The organism is Mitsuaria sp. BK037 (assembly GCF_014193045.1).
GTDB lineage: Bacteria > Pseudomonadota > Gammaproteobacteria > Burkholderiales > Burkholderiaceae_C > Roseateles.
In genome coordinates this window covers 327,053-342,617 of sequence record NZ_JACHYS010000001.1, presented here as the reverse complement: position 1 = coordinate 342,617, position 15,565 = coordinate 327,053, and the positions used below count along the sequence as shown (strand labels likewise).

Sequence of the window (15,565 nt, the reverse complement as noted above, 5' to 3'; positions counted from 1 at the left end):
CTTCAGGTGGGACCACTACAAGGGCCGGTTTGATCATGCCGGCCTGACACAAGCAAGATGCCGTTTTCCGATTCCTCGACCTCGCGATCGCGCCAGGCCGGCGCTCCGCGCACACGTTCCCCGTTGACCCTGACCTGGCTGGCTGCGCTCTGGATCGGCGTGCTCGGCAACTGGCCGCTGTGGCAGCGCATGAGCGGCATGTCCGACTACGCCGGCCCGTCGGGCCAGTTGTTCGTCGTCGTCTTCGCCGGCATCGTGGTCCTGGTGCTGGCGGCCTGCTTCAGCCTGCTGGCCTGGCGCGCGGCGGTGAAGCCGCTGCTCACGCTGATGCTGCTGCTGACCGCGCCGCTGGCCTACTTCATCGGCAGCTACGGCGTGGTCATCGACAGCGCGATGATCACCAACGCGCTGCAGACCGACGTGCGCGAGACCCGCGACCTGATGGGCTGGGGCCTGGCGGCGCATGTGGCGGTGATCGCGCTGCTGCCGCTGCTCTGGCTCTGGCGCCAGCGGCTGACCGACCGGCGCTGGTACCAGCGGCTCGGCTGGAACCTGGCCAGCGTCGCGCTGGCGCTGGCGCTGGGCGTGGGCCTGGCGGCGACCCGCACCGCGGAGCTGGCCTCGACCCTGCGCAACCACAAGGTGCTGACCAAGATGGTCAGCCCGATCAACGCGATCTGGGCCAGCGCCGCGCTGGTCGTCCAGAAACAGAAGAAACCCAAGGGCCCGCCGGAGATCGTCGCCGCGGACGCGACGCTGACGCCCCGGCCCGCCGGTGCGCGGCCGCCGCTGGTGCTGCTGGTGGTGGGCGAGACGGCGCGCTCGGAGAACTTCCAGCTCAACGGCTACGGCCGGCCGACCAACCCGGAGCTCTCGGGCAAGCCGGTGCTGAGCTACCGCGAGGTCGCGTCCTGCGGCACGTCGACGGCGGCCTCGCTGCCCTGCATGTTCTCGCAGCTCGGCCGCGAGGCGTATGTCGACCACCCGGGCAACCAGGAGACGCTGCTGGACGTGCTGCAGCGCGCGGGGCTGGCGGTGCTGTGGCTGGACAACCAGTCGGGCTGCAAGGGCATCTGCGACCGCGTGCCCAATGCGCAGGCCATCAATCCCGCCCGCGCCGACCATCCCCTGCCCGCCGGCCTGTGCCGCCCCGACGGCGAATGCCTGGACGAGGCGATGCTGCACGACCTGGACGCGCGCATCGCCGCGCTGGATCCGCAGCGCGTCGCGCGCGGCGTGGTGCTGGTGCTGCACCAGATGGGCAGCCATGGACCGGCGTATTACCTGCGCACACCGGCCGAGCGCAAGCCCTTCCAGCCGGAGTGCCGCAGCAACGCGCTGCAGCAGTGCCCGCTGGAGGAGGTGCGCAATGCCTACGACAACACGATCGCGTACACCGACCACGTGCTGGCCAAGGCGATCGACTGGCTGGCCACCCAGCAGTCGCGCTTCGATCCGAGCCTGCTGTACGTGTCGGACCACGGCGAGTCGCTGGGCGAGAACAACCTGTTCCTCCACGGCATGCCCTATGCGCTGGCGCCCAAGCAGCAGAAGCATGTGCCGCTGATCCTGTGGCTGCCGGCACAGACGCGCCAGTCGCAGCGCCTGGACGAGGCCTGCCTCACCCAGCGCCGCGACACGCCGATGTCCCACGACGGGCTGTACCACACGGTGCTGAGCCTGAGCGGCGTGCAGACCTCGGTCTACCGCAAGGACTGGGACTGGGTCGGCGCCTGCCGGCGCGGCGGCTGATCGACCGTCCGTCAGGCCCTCGAGCCCGTCAAGCCCCTCAGGCCCGTCAGAACAAGGACTGCTGCCCCTCCAGCTTCGAGGGGGGTCTGAACTCGCTGAAGTCGAACTGGTGCCGCTCGCGGCCCAGGCCCAGGCGCTGGGAGGCCTTGCGCAGCCGCTGCTGCAGCAGTTCGGCCCAGATCCCTTCGCCGGTGAAGCGCGTGCCGAAGCGCGGATCGTTGTCCTTGCCGCCGCGCATGTCGCGCAGCCGCGCCATGATGCGCGCGGCCTTGTCCGGCTGGTGCAGCCGCAGCCAGTCGTGGAACAGTGGCGCCACCTCCCAGGGCAGCCGCAGCGGGATGCTGAAGGCCTTGGTCGCACCGGCCTCCGCGGCCGCCTCGAGGATGCGCTCCAGTTCGGGCTCGTTGAGGAAGGGGATCACCGGCGACACGCTCACCCCCACCGGCACGCCGGCCTCGGCCAGCGCCTTGATGGTCTGCAGCCGCCGCTGCGGCGAGGCGGCGCGGGGCTCCAGGATGCGCGACAGCGCCGGGTCCAGCGAGGTCACCGACAGGTAGACCGACACCTGCCGCTTGAGCGCCATCGGCACGATCAGGTCGAGGTCACGCTCGATGCCGCTGGACTTGGTCACCACCGAGAACGGATGCCGCGCCTCGGTCAGCACCTCCACGACCGCGCGGGTGATGCGCAGCTTGCGCTCGATCGGCTGGTAGGCGTCGGTGGCCGTGCCCAGCACCAGCGGCGCCGGCTGGTAGGCGGGCGAGGCCAGCGCCTCGCGCAGCCGCTCGGCGGCGTTGACCTTCGCGATGATCCGGGTCTCGAAGTCCAGGCCCGGCGACAGGTTCAGGTAGCTGTGCGTCGGCCGCGCGAAGCAGTAGATGCAGCCGTGCTCGCAGCCGCGGTAGGGATTGATCGAGAGATCGAAGCCGATGTCCGGCGACTGGTTGCCGCTGAGGATCTTGCGGGCCTGCTCCTCGATGATCTCGGTCCTGGGCGCGACGTGCTCCTCGAGCGCCGTCTGGTCCAGCGTGCCCCAGCCGTCGTCGTACTGTTCGCGCTCGCGCGACTCGAAGCGGTGCGGCATGGCCCAGCCGCTGCCCCGGCCCTTCAGGGCATCGGCCTGGATGTACAGCGGCGGCCTGGCGATCTTGGTGTCTTGCGGCATGCTGTCAATTTATACAGTAATCGGCCGGATTGCCAGTGCCCGTCGACATCCGCCGAGGCCCGTCGGCATCGCCGCGGCCGACATAATCGCCGCCCATGGATGCCCTCGAAGACCTGCTGCGCGCCGCCCTCCACGAGATGGGCCGCGGCCGCCACGCCGAGGCGGCCGCGCTGCTCGCGCCGCATGCCCACGTCGCGTCCAACCCGCTGCAGCGCTACCTGGGCGAGTCGCTGCGGCGCAGCGGCCAGACGCAGGCGGCGATCGGCCCGCTGATGCAGGCCCTGGCGCTGAAGATCGACGACATCGATGCCTACCTGCAGCTCGCCTTCGCGCTGCAGACGCTGCAGATGAAGACCGAGGCGGCGGAGTGCTTCCGCACCGTGGCCGCGCTGCGTCCCGACAGCGTCATGGCGCAGGCCTACCAGGCCCATGGCGACCAGCAATGCGCGCGCTGGGACGACTTCGACGCCAACCTGCAGGCGCTGCACGCGGCGCTGCGCACCAAGCCCGAGGCGGCGGACGACGAGTTCGGCGTGCCCTTCGCGCTGGCCGCCCTGCCCCACGCGCCGGCCGACCTGCTCAAGGTCGCGCGCCTGAGCACGCGTTTCCTGAGCCGCGGCATCGCGTCCCTGCCGCCGGCGCGGGCGGTCGACAAGCCGCGGCTGCGCATCGGCTACCTCTCCGGCGACTTCCATGCCCACGCGACGGCCGCGCTGATGGTGGAGGTGCTCGAGTGCCGCGACCGCGCGGGCTTCGAGGTGCTGCTGTTCTCGCATGGACCGGACGACGGCTCGCCGCTGCAGCAGCGCGTGCGCGCCGCCTGCGACCGCTTCATCGACGTGGGCGCGCTCGACGCGGCCGGCATCGCCGCGCGCATGCGCGCCGAGGGCGTGGACATCGCGGTCGACCTCAAGGGCCACACGGCCGGCAGCCGCTTCACCGCGCTGGCCGCGCGGCCGGCGCCGGTGCAGGTCGCGTGGCTGGGCTTTCCTGGCACCTGCGGCGCGGATTACATCGACTACGTCATCGGCGACCCGATCGTGACGCCGCTGGCCGACGCGCCGTTCTACAGCGAGCGCATCGCGCAGCTGCCGCGCTGCTACCAGCCCGGCGACGCGACGCGCCGCATCGTGCCGACGCCGCGCGCCGCGCTGGGCCTGCCCGAGGACGCGATCGTGCTGCTGTCGGCGAACGTGGTGCACAAGGTCCTGCCGCCGATCTTCGAAGCCTGGATGGTGCTGCTGCATCGCCTGCCCTCGGCGCTGCTGTGGCAGCTCAGCGGCGGCGAGCAGGCGGATGCGCGGCTGCGCGAGGAAGCGGCGCGGCACGGCATCGCGCCCGAGCGCCTGGTGTTCATGCCGCCGGTGGACATGGCCGCGCACTGGAACCGGCTGGCCGCCGCGGACCTGGCGCTCGACACCTGGCCCTACAACGGCCACACGACGACCAGCGATGCGCTCGCGGCCGGCGTGCCGGTCGTGACGCTGCGCGGGGACGGCTTCGCGTCGCGCGTGGCGGAGAGCCTGCTCGCCGAGGCCGGCCTGCCGGAGCTGGTCTGCGAGACGCTCGATGACTACGTGGAACGCGCCTGCGCGCTCGCGACCGGGCCCAAGCCGCCGATCCGGCCGTGGATCGATTCACGCGCCTTCGCGCGCGACCTGGAAGCGCTCTACCGGCGCATGTGGGCGCGCGCCGTGGCTGGCCTGCCGCCCGAGGCCCTGCCGGCCGTGTCCGTCCCGGTCGCGCCAGCCGGCGACGCCGCGGACGCTCGCAGACCGTAGCCGTAGCCGCAGCCTTTCGCCGTCACCATCTCGATCCGGCCTCGGTCGCGGAGGCTGTCTCGGTCTCGGCCATCACCGTCACCGTCGTCGTCATCCACAAGCGCCGGTGACGTTGACCGGCGCCATGAAGCCGGGCTGTGGGCCACATGAAGAATCGATGAAGCGCCGCGCCGGCGGCGGCGCGGAGGCTTCGCGGACTGGTCCAATGCCGGCCATGAAGATTCTCCTGATCGAGGACGACCTCGACCTCGGCAATGGCGTGCGCATCGCGCTGACCGACCAGGGCATGGACGTCGTGTGGACCCGCCAGATCGCCGCCGCCTGGCACCAGCTGTCGCAGCAGCCCTGCGACCTGGTGCTGCTGGACCTGGGCCTGCCCGACGGCGACGGGCTGCAGCTGCTCGCGCGGCTGCGGCGCGAGCACGGGTCGCTGCCGGTGCTGATCCTGAGCGCGCGCGATGCGCTGCAGGACCGGCTCAACGGCCTGGATTCCGGCGCCGACGACTACCTGGTCAAGCCCTTCGAGCTGGCCGAGCTGCTGTCCCGCATCCGCGCGCTGGCGCGCCGCAGCTACGGCTTCGACGGCGAGTTGCTGTCGCTGCGCGGACTGCAGCTGCACATGCCCACGCGCCGGGTCAGCGTCGAGGACCAGCCGGTGGAGCTGACCGTCAGCGAATACGAGCTGCTGCGGCTGCTGATGATGCGGGCCGGCCGCATCGTCACGCGGCGCACGCTGGAGGAGCAGGTGCTGCCCGGCGGCCCGGGCAACGCGAGCAACGCGCTGGACGTGCACATGGCCAACCTGCGCCGCAAGATCGGCGACGGCTGGGTGCGGACGGTGCGCGGCGTGGGCTACGTGATCGACCAGGAGACGCGATGACCGCGTCGTCCTTCCGCCTGCCCCCGCCGCCGGGGCCGCGGGCCGCCCTCGTCCTTGTCCTCGTCCGCGTGGGCCGGGGCCTGCGCGAGGCACTGCTCGCCGTGGTCCGGCCCAGCCTGGTGCGGCGCCTGCTGGTGGCCCAACTGGCGCTTCTGATGCTGCTGTGGGTGCTGGGCATCGCCTATCTGCTGCACCAGGGCGGGCGCGCCTTCCTGCTGCTCCAGTCGAAGCAGATCTACCCGACCATCCTGGCGATCGCTGACGACACCGGCAGCACGCCCGAGCGGCGCCGGCAGGCGCTGGACCTGCTGCACGCGTCCATCGTGGAGGAATACGACACCTCGCCCGAGCGCCAGCCCGCCATCCTGGTCACGCGCGGGACGCAGGTGCTGTACCGGTCCCGCAACGCTCGCGCGCTCGGTCGTGGCGGGCCATGGCGGCCGCATCGTGTTGGCCGAGGCGGCCGGCGGCCGCGGCCTGCAGGTCGAGGTGCGGCTGCCGTTGCCGTAGCGCGATGCGCAGCACGCCGCCACGGGCGTGTTTTCGCCAATGGCCACGACACGCGCTCGCCCCTACATTAGTTCGGTCGCCGCATTAACTCGCCTCGCAGCGTTCGAGGTGGCGCGCTTCCCAACTTCCGGGCCCGTTGACGATGCTTCGCTCCCTGCTTGCCTTGGCGCTCAGCCTGTTTGCCCTGCACGCTCAGGCCGCCCGCGTGACCACCGCGCTGGAGAGCGCCTGGCGCTTCCAGCGCGCCGACGTGGCGGGCGCCGAGGCGCCGGACTTCGACGATGCCGCCTGGTCCACCGTCGCCCTGCCGCACACCTACAACGTGCCCGATGGCGAGACCGGCGGCAGCCCCTACCGCGGCGCCGCCTGGTACCGCCGCAGCCTGGATGTGGCGCCCGGCGGCGCGACGCGTCGCTTCCTGGAGTTCGACGCCGCGACGCTGGCCGCCGACGTGTGGGTCAACGGCCGCCACGCCGGTCGCCACGAGGGCGGCTATGCGCGCTTCCGCTTCGACATCACGGCGCTGCTGCGGCCGGGGCCCAACGTGGTCGCCGTGCGCGTCGACAACGGCAAGCTGCCGCACGTGGCGCCGCTGGCGGGCGACTTCACCGTCTTCGGCGGACTGATCCGGCCGGTGCGCCTCATCGAGACCCCGCGGGCCCACATCGAGTTGCTGGACCATGGCGGCCCCGGGGTACGCGTGGACATCGAGCAACTGAGCGCCGAGCGGGCGCGCCTCCAGGTGCAGGTGCAGCTGCGCAACGACGGCGACCAGCCGGTCGAGCGCCAGCTGCGATTGACGCTGCGTGATGCCGCGGGGCGATCCGTGGCGCAGCAGTCGCAATCGCTGCGGCTCGCGCCCGGCGCGCCGATCACGGCGACGGCGACGCTCGACGTGCGGCAGCCCCACCTGTGGCAGGGGATCGCCGACCCGTATCTCTACCGCCTCAGCGCCGAGCTGATAGACGCCCGCAGCGTGGCCGACACGGTGCAGCTGCCGGTGGGCCTGCGCCAGTTCGGCGTCGACCCGCAGCGCGGTTTCCTGCTCAACGGCAAGCCCTACCCGCTGCATGGCGTCAACTACTTCCACGCCGGCCGCCCCGGCCGCGGCGTGGCGGTGGGCCCCGCGGAGATCGACGAGGACCTGCGCCTCCTGATGGACCTGGGCCTCACCGGCCTGCGCCTGGTCCACTACCAGCACCCCGCCTACACCTACGAGCGAGCCGACCAGCTCGGCCTGGTGGTGTGGACCGAGATCCCGCTGAATGCCCTGATGGCCGAGACCACCGCGTTCCGCGACAACATCCAGGCCCAGCTGCGGGAGCTGATCCGCCAGAACCGCCATCACGCCTCGGTCGCCGTCTGGGGCGTGGGCAACGAGGTCTACCGCAGCGACGAGCCCATCCGCGCCCTGCTGGCCGACTTGCATGCGCTGGCCAAGCAGGAGGATCCCTCGCGGCTGACCACCTATGCCCACTGCTGCGCGCCGGATGACCATCCGATGGCGCTGCAGACGGACCTGGCGTCCTACAACCGCTATTGGGGCTGGTACGACGGCGAGTTCAAGGACATCGGCCCCTGGGCCGACAAGCTGCACGCCCGTATGCCGGACAAGCCCATCGGCCTGGGCGAGTTCGGCGCGGGCGCCAGCGTCGTCCAGCAGGAGGACCCGCCGCGTCGCCCCGAGCCGGGCGGGCGCTGGCATCCCGAGCAGTACCAGGCGCTGTTCCACGAAACCTATGCGGCCGAGGTCGCCCGGCGGCCCTTCCTGTGGGGCAGCTTCATCTGGCTGGGCTTCGACCATGCCGCGGCGAACCGCCACGAGGGCGACACCACCGGTCGCAATGACAAGGGACTGGTCAGCTACGACCGGCGCCACCTGAAGGACGCCTATCACCTGATGCGCGCCTGGTGGAGCAGGCAGCCGGTGCTGCACCTGACCAGCAAGCGCCTCGTCCAACGGCCCGCGGGCCTGGTCGACATCAAGGCCTACAGCAATGCGCGCCAGGCGACGCTGGAGGTCAATGGCAAGGGGATGGGCACGGTGGACGTGGTGGACCGCATCGCCCGCTGGCCCGGCGCGGTGCTCGAGGCGGGCCGCGCCGTGCTCAAGGTCACCGACGACCGGGGCAGCGCCGACGGCGTCGAGTGGGAGATCGGGAAGCTCGGAGAGACCGCAAAGACCGGGGAGACCGGAAAGAGCGGAGAGACCGGAGAGGTCGGCGGCCCCGCCCGCTGAGCGCGGCAAGCCGCCCAAGCCCCGGGACCGTTGCCGCGCTGTCGCGTGCGTGCCGGTGCCGGGGAAGCTCGTGGACGGTCAGGCGAAGGCGATGCGCAGCGCGCTGACATGCCGGCTGGGCAGACGCTCCGGCACTTCGACCTGCAAGGCCTGGGCGGTCTGGCGGAAGCGCACGGCGCCCGCGCCCAGCAGCTCGACCCGACGGACCGGGCGGGACTCCTGCGCATTGCCGGTGCGCAGCGACACGATGTTCACCTGGCCCTTGGGCTCGCCCAGCGTCAAGGCGTACAGCGCGCCGTCCCGGGTGGTGAAGCGCAGGTCCTGCGCCGTGTAGGCGGTGTCTTCCTTGAAGGCGCCGCCGGCGGCTTCGGTCGGGCCTTCGCCATGCACCTTCCACGGCCGCGTGCCGTGGATCGCCGGCGCGTTGACCGCCATCCACGCCGCCATCTCGGTCAACAGCCGGTCCGATTCGGGCGGGAGCGTGCCGTCGGCCCGCTGCACCACGTTGAGCAGCATGTTGCCGTTCTTGCTGACGATGTCGCACAGCATGGTCAGCACCTGCGCCGGCGTCTTGTAGCGATCGTGCTCGGAGAAGAACCAGTCGCCGTTGGAGGTGTCGGTCTGCCAGGGCAGCGCGTTGATGCCCTCGAGCACGCCGCGCTCGACGTCCTGCACGCCGATCTCGCGGATGAACTCGCCGGACCCCAGGGCCTTGTGGTTGTAGACGGCCTGCATCTCGCCGTTGCGGCGCACCGAGGTGTTGAACAGGTGCGCGATCGCGGCGCGGCCCACGGCGCCGAACGGGATGCCGCCGTCCGAATACAGCAGGTCGGGCTGGTGGCTGTCGATCAGGTCGATGATGCGGCGGTACCAGATCTCGTGGAACTTCGGATTGGTCGTGTACCAGTCGCCGCCGCGGTTGAGGTAAGGCGTGTTGTGCGGCTCGTGGTAGAGGTCGGCGTTCTCGGGCTTGGCGCCGTCGTAGGCCACGCCGAGCTTGGGCCAGAACTGGTCGCACTGGTGGCTGGTCCACCACCAGTTGTGGCTGGCGCCCAGATGCTCGGATACGCCGAAGCGGAGCCCGCGCTTGCGCGCGGCGCGGGACCAGTCGCCCACCACATCGCGCATGGGACCGACCTGGGTGGCGTTCCAGCGGTGGTGCCTGGAGTTCCACAGATCGAAGTTGTCGTGGTGCACGCCCATCGACACGAAGTACTTGGCCCCGGCGGCCACGTAGCGATCCATCAGCGCGTCGGGCTCGAAGCGCTCGGCCTTCCACAGCTTGAGCAGGTCCTTGTAGCCGACCTCCGACGGATGGCCATAGGTCTTGACGTGATGGTCGTAATGCGGGTGGCCGGGCACGTACATGAAGCGGGCGTACCAGTCGCCCTGGCCGGGGACGGCCTGCGGCCCCCAATGCGACCAGATGCCGAGCTTGGCGTCGCGGAACCAGGTCGGCACCGTCGACGCGCGCAGGGAATCGACCGCGGCGGTGAACGGACCTTGCGCCAGGGGCGGCGGCGTGTACGGCGCGGGCGCCGGGCGCTCGCTGCCCTGGGCCTGGGCCAGGCGGGCGACGCCCAATCCGGCGGCGGCCAGCAGCGGGGTGGCAATGAAAGCGCGTTTGCTCAGATCAGACACAGGGACTCCGGTAAATGTGGGGTTCCAAGACCGGCAGGCAAAAGCAAAGCGCGAGCGGTCTTACCAGAGAATAACGATATTCATCTGGTCTTACCACATCTTTACGGATGCGATGCCCGGCCCGTGCCCGAGCGGGTGTGAGGATCAGTACTCGTCGCCTCCCGGGCTGACGTAGCCCGGCGCGAGGTTCTCGAACTTGGTGTTCTGTCGCGCGAAGGCCAGCTTCACCGTGCCGACCGGGCCGTTACGCTGCTTGGCGATGATGATCTCCGCGACGCCCGGCTCCTTGCACTCGTCCTTGGTGTAGTACTCGTCGCGGTAGATGAACATGATGATGTCCGCGTCCTGCTCGATGGCGCCCGACTCGCGCAGGTCGGACATCATCGGCCGCTTGTCCGGCCGCGTTTCCACCGAGCGGTTGAGCTGCGACAGCGCGATCACCGGGCAGCGCAGCTCCTTGGCCAGCGCTTTCAAGCCCCGCGAGATCTCGCCCACCACCGTCGCGCGGTTCTCCTCGGAGCCGCCGCCGTTGCCGCTCATCAGCTGCAGGTAGTCGATGATGATCAGGCCGATCTGGCCCGAGATCCGCGCCTGGCGCCGCGCTCTGGCGCGCACTTCGCTGGGCGAGAGGCCGGGGCTTTCATCGATGTAGATCGGCGCGTTGCCGAGCTTGTCGACCGCCTCGGCCAGGCGGCCCCATTCATCGTCCTTCAGGCGGCCGGTGCGCAGGTTGCTCTGGTCGATGCGGCCGATCGAGCCGACCATCCGCAGCGCCAGCTGCGCCGCGCCCATTTCCATCGAATAGATGATGACCGGCAGGCCCTCGTTGATGGCCACCGCCTCGCCGATGTTGATCGCGAACGCGGTCTTGCCCATCGACGGCCGCGCCGCCAGGATGATCAGGTCGCCGCGCTGCAGGCCGGCCGTCATGCGGTCCAGGTCGTAGAAGCCGGTGCGCACGCCGGTGACGTCCTCGGCGCCCTGCTCGGCCAGCTCGTTGACGCGGTCCATCAGCTCGACCATCAGCCGGTCCATGCTCTGGAAACCGGTGCCGCCGCGCGAGCCTTCCTCGTTGATGCGGAAGATCTTGCCTTCGGCCTCGTCCAGGATCTCGTTGACCGCGCGGCCGGCGGGATTCAGGGCGGCGGTGGCGATCTCGTCGGAGGTGGCCACCAGCTTGCGCAGGATCGCCCGCTCGCGAACGATCTCGGCGTAACGGCGCAGGTTGGCGGCACTGGGCACGCCCTGCGCCAACGCATTCAGGTAGGCCAGGCCGCCGCACTCCTCGGCCTTGCCGACCGAGGTCAGTTCCTCGAACACGGTCACCACGTCCGCCGGCTTGCCGGCATTCACCAGCTTGCCGATCGCGGCGTAGATCTGCTTGTGCTCGTAGCGGTAGAAGTCGGTGTCGCTGAGCGTGTCCGCCGCCTTGTCCCAGGCGGTGTTGTCGATCAGCAGGCCGCCGAGCACGCTCTGCTCGGCCTCCACCGAGTTCGGCGGCACGCGCAATCGCGCGATTTCGCTGTCGCTGGCACCGGACCCGGGCGTGGTGAAGATCGCGGACATTGTGGACAAGCCTGTGGATGAGCTATTGATAGCGTGTGGGCCGGCTGTGGGTTTCGCCGCCTCGAAAAAGCAGAAAGCCGACGGCTTCGCAGCTGTCGGCTTTCTTTGGGCCTTCCTCCATCGTTGCAGCCCCTGGCGGCGCTGCAAAGCTGGGGAATGTCCGGTGGACGCTCAGAGCGCCCGCCGGATGTATCGAGCGATTACTCGACTTCGGCGACGACCTTCACGGTCACTTCCGCCACCACGTCGGTGTGCGGAGCGACGGAGACGGGGAACTCGCCGACGGTCTTCAGCGGACCGTTGGGCAGGCGCACCTGCGACTTGACGATGGCCGTGCCGGCCTTGGTCAGCGCTTCGGCGATGTCGGCGTTGGTCACCGAACCGAACAGACGACCGTCAACGCCGGCCTTCTGCGAGATGGTGACGGTGGTGCCGGCGATCTTCTCGCCCAGGGCTTGCGCGGCGGCCAGCTTCTCGGCGGCGACCTTTTCCAGTTCGGCGCGCTTGGCTTCGAATTCCTTGATCGCGGCTTCCGTGGCGCGGCGCGCTTGACGGGTCGGGATCAGGAAGTTGCGGGCGTAGCCGTCCTTGACCTTGACGACGTCGCCGAGGTTGCCCAGGTTGGCCACTTTTTCCAGCAGGATGACTTGCATGGGGTGGACTCCTTAGACCTTGTGCTGGTCGCTGTAGGGCAGCAGGGCCAGGTAGCGGGCGCGCTTGATGCACACCGACAGCTGACGCTGGAAGAACGCGCGCGTGCCGGTCAGGCGAGCGGGAACGATCTTGCCGTTTTCGCTGATGAAGTCGCGCAGGACGTCGACGTCCTTGTAGTCGATCTGCTCGACACCGGCGACGGTGAAGCGGCAGAAACGCTTGCGCCGGAACAGCAGCGATTGTTGGTTGCGCTTGGGCTTGCGGTCCTTGGAGAACCGACCTTTACCACGTGGCGGGGGCATAGTGACCTCTTGATCTATCCAGATGTAAACGAATCGCGCGACGTGCCGCTCTCTTCAATCCTTGTCAGGCGTCCAGGCCGGTGATGTGAAACACCGTGCCCCGACCTTGCCGCTGGGCCGAGAGGAAGCCGGTGAACACCGTCTTCTCCGCCAGGTCCAGCGCCTGCACCCGCTTCACGATCTCGCCGATGGCCACCGCCTTGATCTCCAGCGCGATCTTGCGCGGAGCGCCGGCTTCGTCGGCCATGGACTCATGCTTGAGCATCAGGTCCAGGGCGGGGAGCCCGGCGGGGGTGTATCGGAGAGCCGCTTTCTCGAGGATCTGCGCCTGCAGCACCAGTCGGTTCATGCGTGCGCGGATCGGCGGGCAGGATTACGAGAACGTCAGGGAGTCGCGCCTGTCAGCTCAGGCGGACGCTTCTTGCGGAGCCTTGCGGGCTTCTTCGCGCTCGACGGCCTTCATCATCACCGACGGGTTCGTCTCGGCCTTGTCCTTGACGACGGTCAGGTGACGCAGCACGGCGTCGTTGAAGCGGAAGCCGGTTTCGATTTCAGCCAGGACTTCCTTGCTGCACTCGATGTTCAGGCACAGGTAATGCGCCTTGGCCAGCTTCTGGATCATGTAGGCCAGCTGACGGCGGCCCCAGTCTTCCACGCGATGCACCTTGCCACCACCGTTGGTGACCAGGCCCTTGTAGCGCTCCAGCATCGCCGGAACTTGTTCGCTTTGATCCGGATGGATCAGCAGAACGATCTCATAGTGACGCATGTGAACTCCTTATGGGTTTCAACGACCGCCGGCACCGGCATCAAGAGATGCCCTGCCCTTGGCCTGAAAGCCGGACCCCAGCGTCAACTCCTGGGCCCGGCAAGGGAATCGCGGATTCTAGTCGAGCCCGGGGGTCGCCGTCCAGCGTCAGGCTGCGGGCGGGACGGATTCAGGGCGCGGCGCCCGTCACCCGCCCCTGCAGCGCCCGGGCCGTCGACGAGGGCGGCGGGGTCAGCAGGCTGACCGCCACCAGCGCCGCCACGCCCGCCGGCAGGCCGAACAGCGCCGCGGCCATCGGCTGGATGCCCCACCAGAGCTGCGGCTCGCCGCCCAGGCCCAGCGCCTGGCGCAGCCCGGCGTGCGCGCCGACCATGTAATACAGCGTCACCCCCAGCCCGACCAGCATGCCGGCGGCGGCGCCCTGCTTGTTGGCCCGTTTCCAGAAGATGCCCGCGACCAGCACCGGCACCAGCGTCGAGCCCGACAACGAGAACGCCGCCGACACCAGCAGCAAAATGTCCGCCGGCTTCTGCGCGGCCACCGCCGCGGCCGTCAGCGCGGTGGCCAGCAGCAGCGCCTTCGAGATGGTCACCCGCTGCGTCATCGATGCGCGCGGATTCATGACCCGGTAGTAGACGTCGTGGGACAGCGCGCTGGAGATCGTCAGCAGCAGCCCGTCCGCGGTCGACAGCGCCGCGGCCAGCGCGCCGGCCGCCACCATCGCGGCCAGCACATGCGGCAGCCCGGCCAGCTCCGGCGTCATCAGCATGACGACATCGCCACCCAGCTTCAGCTCGCCGAGCTGCAGGATCCCGTCCTGGTTGATGTCCTGGATGCTCAGCAGGCCGGGATCGACCCGCATCCATTGCTTCATCCAGCCCGGTAGCTCGGCGATCGGCGTCCCCACGAGCTGATGCAGCACCTCGTGCTTGAGCATCACCGCCAGCGCCGGCGCGAACAGGTAGAGCAGCGCGATGAAGAACAGCGTCCAGGCCACCGAGGTGCGGGCCTCCGCCACCGTCGGCACCGTGTAGTAACGGGTCAGGATGTGCGGCAGGCCGGCGGTGCCGACCATCAGCACCAGCACCAGCGCCAGAAAGTTGCGCCGCGACAGCGAGTAGGCCTCCTGCTCCGCCGGCGTGCCGTCGGGATCGCCGGCGAAGGGGCGCGCATGCGGCGGCATGCCGGCCAGCGGCTCGGCCCGCTGGTGGTTGGCGACCACGGCGCGCTGCCACAGCTCTCGGGCCTCGGCCTCGGTGCGCGGCAGCGCGGCACGGACTTTCTCAGCCGCCTGGATCTGCGCCAGCGGCGCATCCTCGGCCTTCAGCCGGGCGATCACCTGCGAGACGCGCTGGCGCTCGGCGTCGAGCGACTGCGGCAGGCCGGCGATCAGCTGCTGGAAGTCCTTCGCGCGCTGCTCGTGCAGGCCTCTGACCTGCAGTTCCTTCGGATCGTGCAGCAGTTGCTGCTCGCGCGCGGTGATCTCGCGGACCTCGCCGCCCGCGGTGAACTGCGGCAGCGGGAAGCCGGTCTGCTGCGTGGACAGCCACATCACCGGCACCACGTAGGCCAGGATCATGATGATGTACTGCGCCACCTGGGTCCAGGTCACGGCCCGCATGCCGCCGAGGAAGGAGCACACCAGCACGCCGCCCAGGCCGACGAACAGGCCGATCTCGAAGGTCAGGCCCGTCAGCCGGGTGGTGATCAGGCCGATCGCGTAGATCTGCGCGACCAGGTAGATGAACGACACCAGCACCGCCGCCGCCGCGCCCATCACGCGCAGCCCGCGACTCTCGAAGCGGGCGGCAAGGAAGTCCGGCACGGTGAAGCCGCCGAAACGGCGCAGGTACGGCGCCAGCAGCAGCGCGACCAGGCAGAAGCCGCCGGTCCATCCCAGGACGAAGGCCAGGCCGCCGTAACCCGCCAGGTACAGGCTGCCCGCCATGCCGAGGAAACTCGCCGCACTCATCCAGTCGGCGCCCGCGGCCATGCCGTTGTAAAACGCCGGGACGCGCCGGCCGGCAACGTAATACTCGACCGGGTCAGTGGTGCGGCTGAAGACGCCAATGCCGGCGTAGACCAGCACCGTCAGCAGCAGGAAGGAAAAACCCAGCCACTGCTTGGGCATGCCCATCCGCTCCAGCACGCCCAGCGCGCCAACAAGCAGCACGAAGCCGATCGTGTAGGCACCGTAGTTGCGATGGAGCCGGCGGCGGAACGCGGCGTCGGACGGGGGCGTGGACATGGGTGGGGATCATCGCCGGCTTGGCGGGGAGGCACATCCACAACTTCCCAGGTCCTGC

At 69.8% G+C, this 15,565-nt stretch carries 12 protein-coding genes and 1 pseudogene; 5 read left to right on the top strand and 8 right to left on the bottom strand.

Annotated features, from left to right (window positions below):
• Positions 1 to 123: 123 nt before the first annotated feature.
• Positions 124 to 1,752, top strand: a complete 1,629-nt coding sequence (locus FHT37_RS01500; RefSeq protein ID WP_183478559.1) for a phosphoethanolamine transferase — start codon at positions 124 to 126, stop codon at positions 1,750 to 1,752.
• Between the two features lie 46 nt (positions 1,753 to 1,798).
• Here the strand turns inward: FHT37_RS01500 and FHT37_RS01495 are convergent, their stop codons facing one another.
• Entirely contained in the window at positions 1,799 to 2,917 is a 1,119-nt protein-coding gene (locus FHT37_RS01495) for a PA0069 family radical SAM protein (protein ID WP_183478558.1), read from the bottom strand.
• A 95-nt stretch (positions 2,918 to 3,012) separates the two neighbouring features.
• Between FHT37_RS01495 and FHT37_RS01490 the strand changes: the two genes are divergently transcribed.
• From FHT37_RS01490 to FHT37_RS01475, 4 genes are all read left to right on the top strand, one after another.
• The gene (locus tag FHT37_RS01490; RefSeq protein WP_183478557.1) at positions 3,013 to 4,698 is read left to right on the top strand and encodes a UDP-N-acetylglucosamine-peptide N-acetylglucosaminyltransferase; all 1,686 of its coding nucleotides are present in this window, start codon (positions 3,013 to 3,015) and stop codon (positions 4,696 to 4,698) included.
• A 214-nt stretch (positions 4,699 to 4,912) separates the two neighbouring features.
• A complete protein-coding gene (locus tag FHT37_RS01485) occupies positions 4,913 to 5,578 on the top strand; it encodes a response regulator (RefSeq protein ID WP_183478556.1) in 666 nt (221 codons plus the stop codon).
• Positions 5,575 to 6,159 carry a hypothetical protein gene (locus tag FHT37_RS01480; RefSeq protein WP_183478555.1) on the top strand — a complete coding sequence of 195 codons (585 nt, stop codon included), beginning with the start codon at positions 5,575 to 5,577 and terminating at the stop codon, positions 6,157 to 6,159. Before FHT37_RS01485 ends, FHT37_RS01480 begins: the two co-directional genes overlap by 4 nt.
• 71 nt (positions 6,160 to 6,230) lie before the next feature.
• A complete protein-coding gene (locus FHT37_RS01475; protein ID WP_183478554.1) occupies positions 6,231 to 8,327 on the top strand; it encodes a glycoside hydrolase family 2 protein in 2,097 nt (698 codons plus the stop codon).
• Between the two features lie 432 nt (positions 8,328 to 8,759).
• Here FHT37_RS01475 and FHT37_RS01470 read toward each other — a convergent pair.
• The 7 genes and pseudogenes from FHT37_RS01470 to FHT37_RS01440 all read right to left on the bottom strand — a co-directional run.
• A pseudogene (locus FHT37_RS01470) lies at positions 8,760 to 9,968 on the bottom strand (alpha-L-fucosidase); the annotation flags it as partial.
• A gap of 144 nt (positions 9,969 to 10,112) precedes the next feature.
• Entirely contained in the window at positions 10,113 to 11,534 is a 1,422-nt protein-coding gene (dnaB, locus tag FHT37_RS01465; protein ID WP_091723049.1) for a replicative DNA helicase, read from the bottom strand.
• Between the two features lie 200 nt (positions 11,535 to 11,734).
• Positions 11,735 to 12,187 (bottom strand): 50S ribosomal protein L9, encoded by a 453-nt coding sequence (gene rplI / locus FHT37_RS01460; protein WP_091723044.1) that lies wholly within the window; start codon positions 12,185 to 12,187, stop codon positions 11,735 to 11,737.
• A 12-nt stretch (positions 12,188 to 12,199) separates the two neighbouring features.
• The gene (rpsR, locus tag FHT37_RS01455) at positions 12,200 to 12,490 is read right to left on the bottom strand and encodes a 30S ribosomal protein S18 (protein WP_067062534.1); all 291 of its coding nucleotides are present in this window, start codon (positions 12,488 to 12,490) and stop codon (positions 12,200 to 12,202) included.
• Between the two features lie 64 nt (positions 12,491 to 12,554).
• Positions 12,555 to 12,839, bottom strand: a complete 285-nt coding sequence (gene priB / locus FHT37_RS01450) for a primosomal replication protein N (RefSeq protein WP_091723040.1) — start codon at positions 12,837 to 12,839, stop codon at positions 12,555 to 12,557.
• A gap of 57 nt (positions 12,840 to 12,896) precedes the next feature.
• On the bottom strand, positions 12,897 to 13,259 hold the full coding sequence (gene rpsF, locus FHT37_RS01445; RefSeq protein WP_091723036.1) for a 30S ribosomal protein S6: 363 nt from the start codon (positions 13,257 to 13,259) through the stop codon (positions 12,897 to 12,899).
• Between the two features lie 169 nt (positions 13,260 to 13,428).
• Positions 13,429 to 15,507: a sodium:solute symporter family protein gene (locus tag FHT37_RS01440; protein ID WP_091723030.1), complete on the bottom strand. Its 2,079-nt coding sequence runs from the start codon at positions 15,505 to 15,507 to the stop codon at positions 13,429 to 13,431.
• Positions 15,508 to 15,565 lie beyond the last annotated feature (58 nt).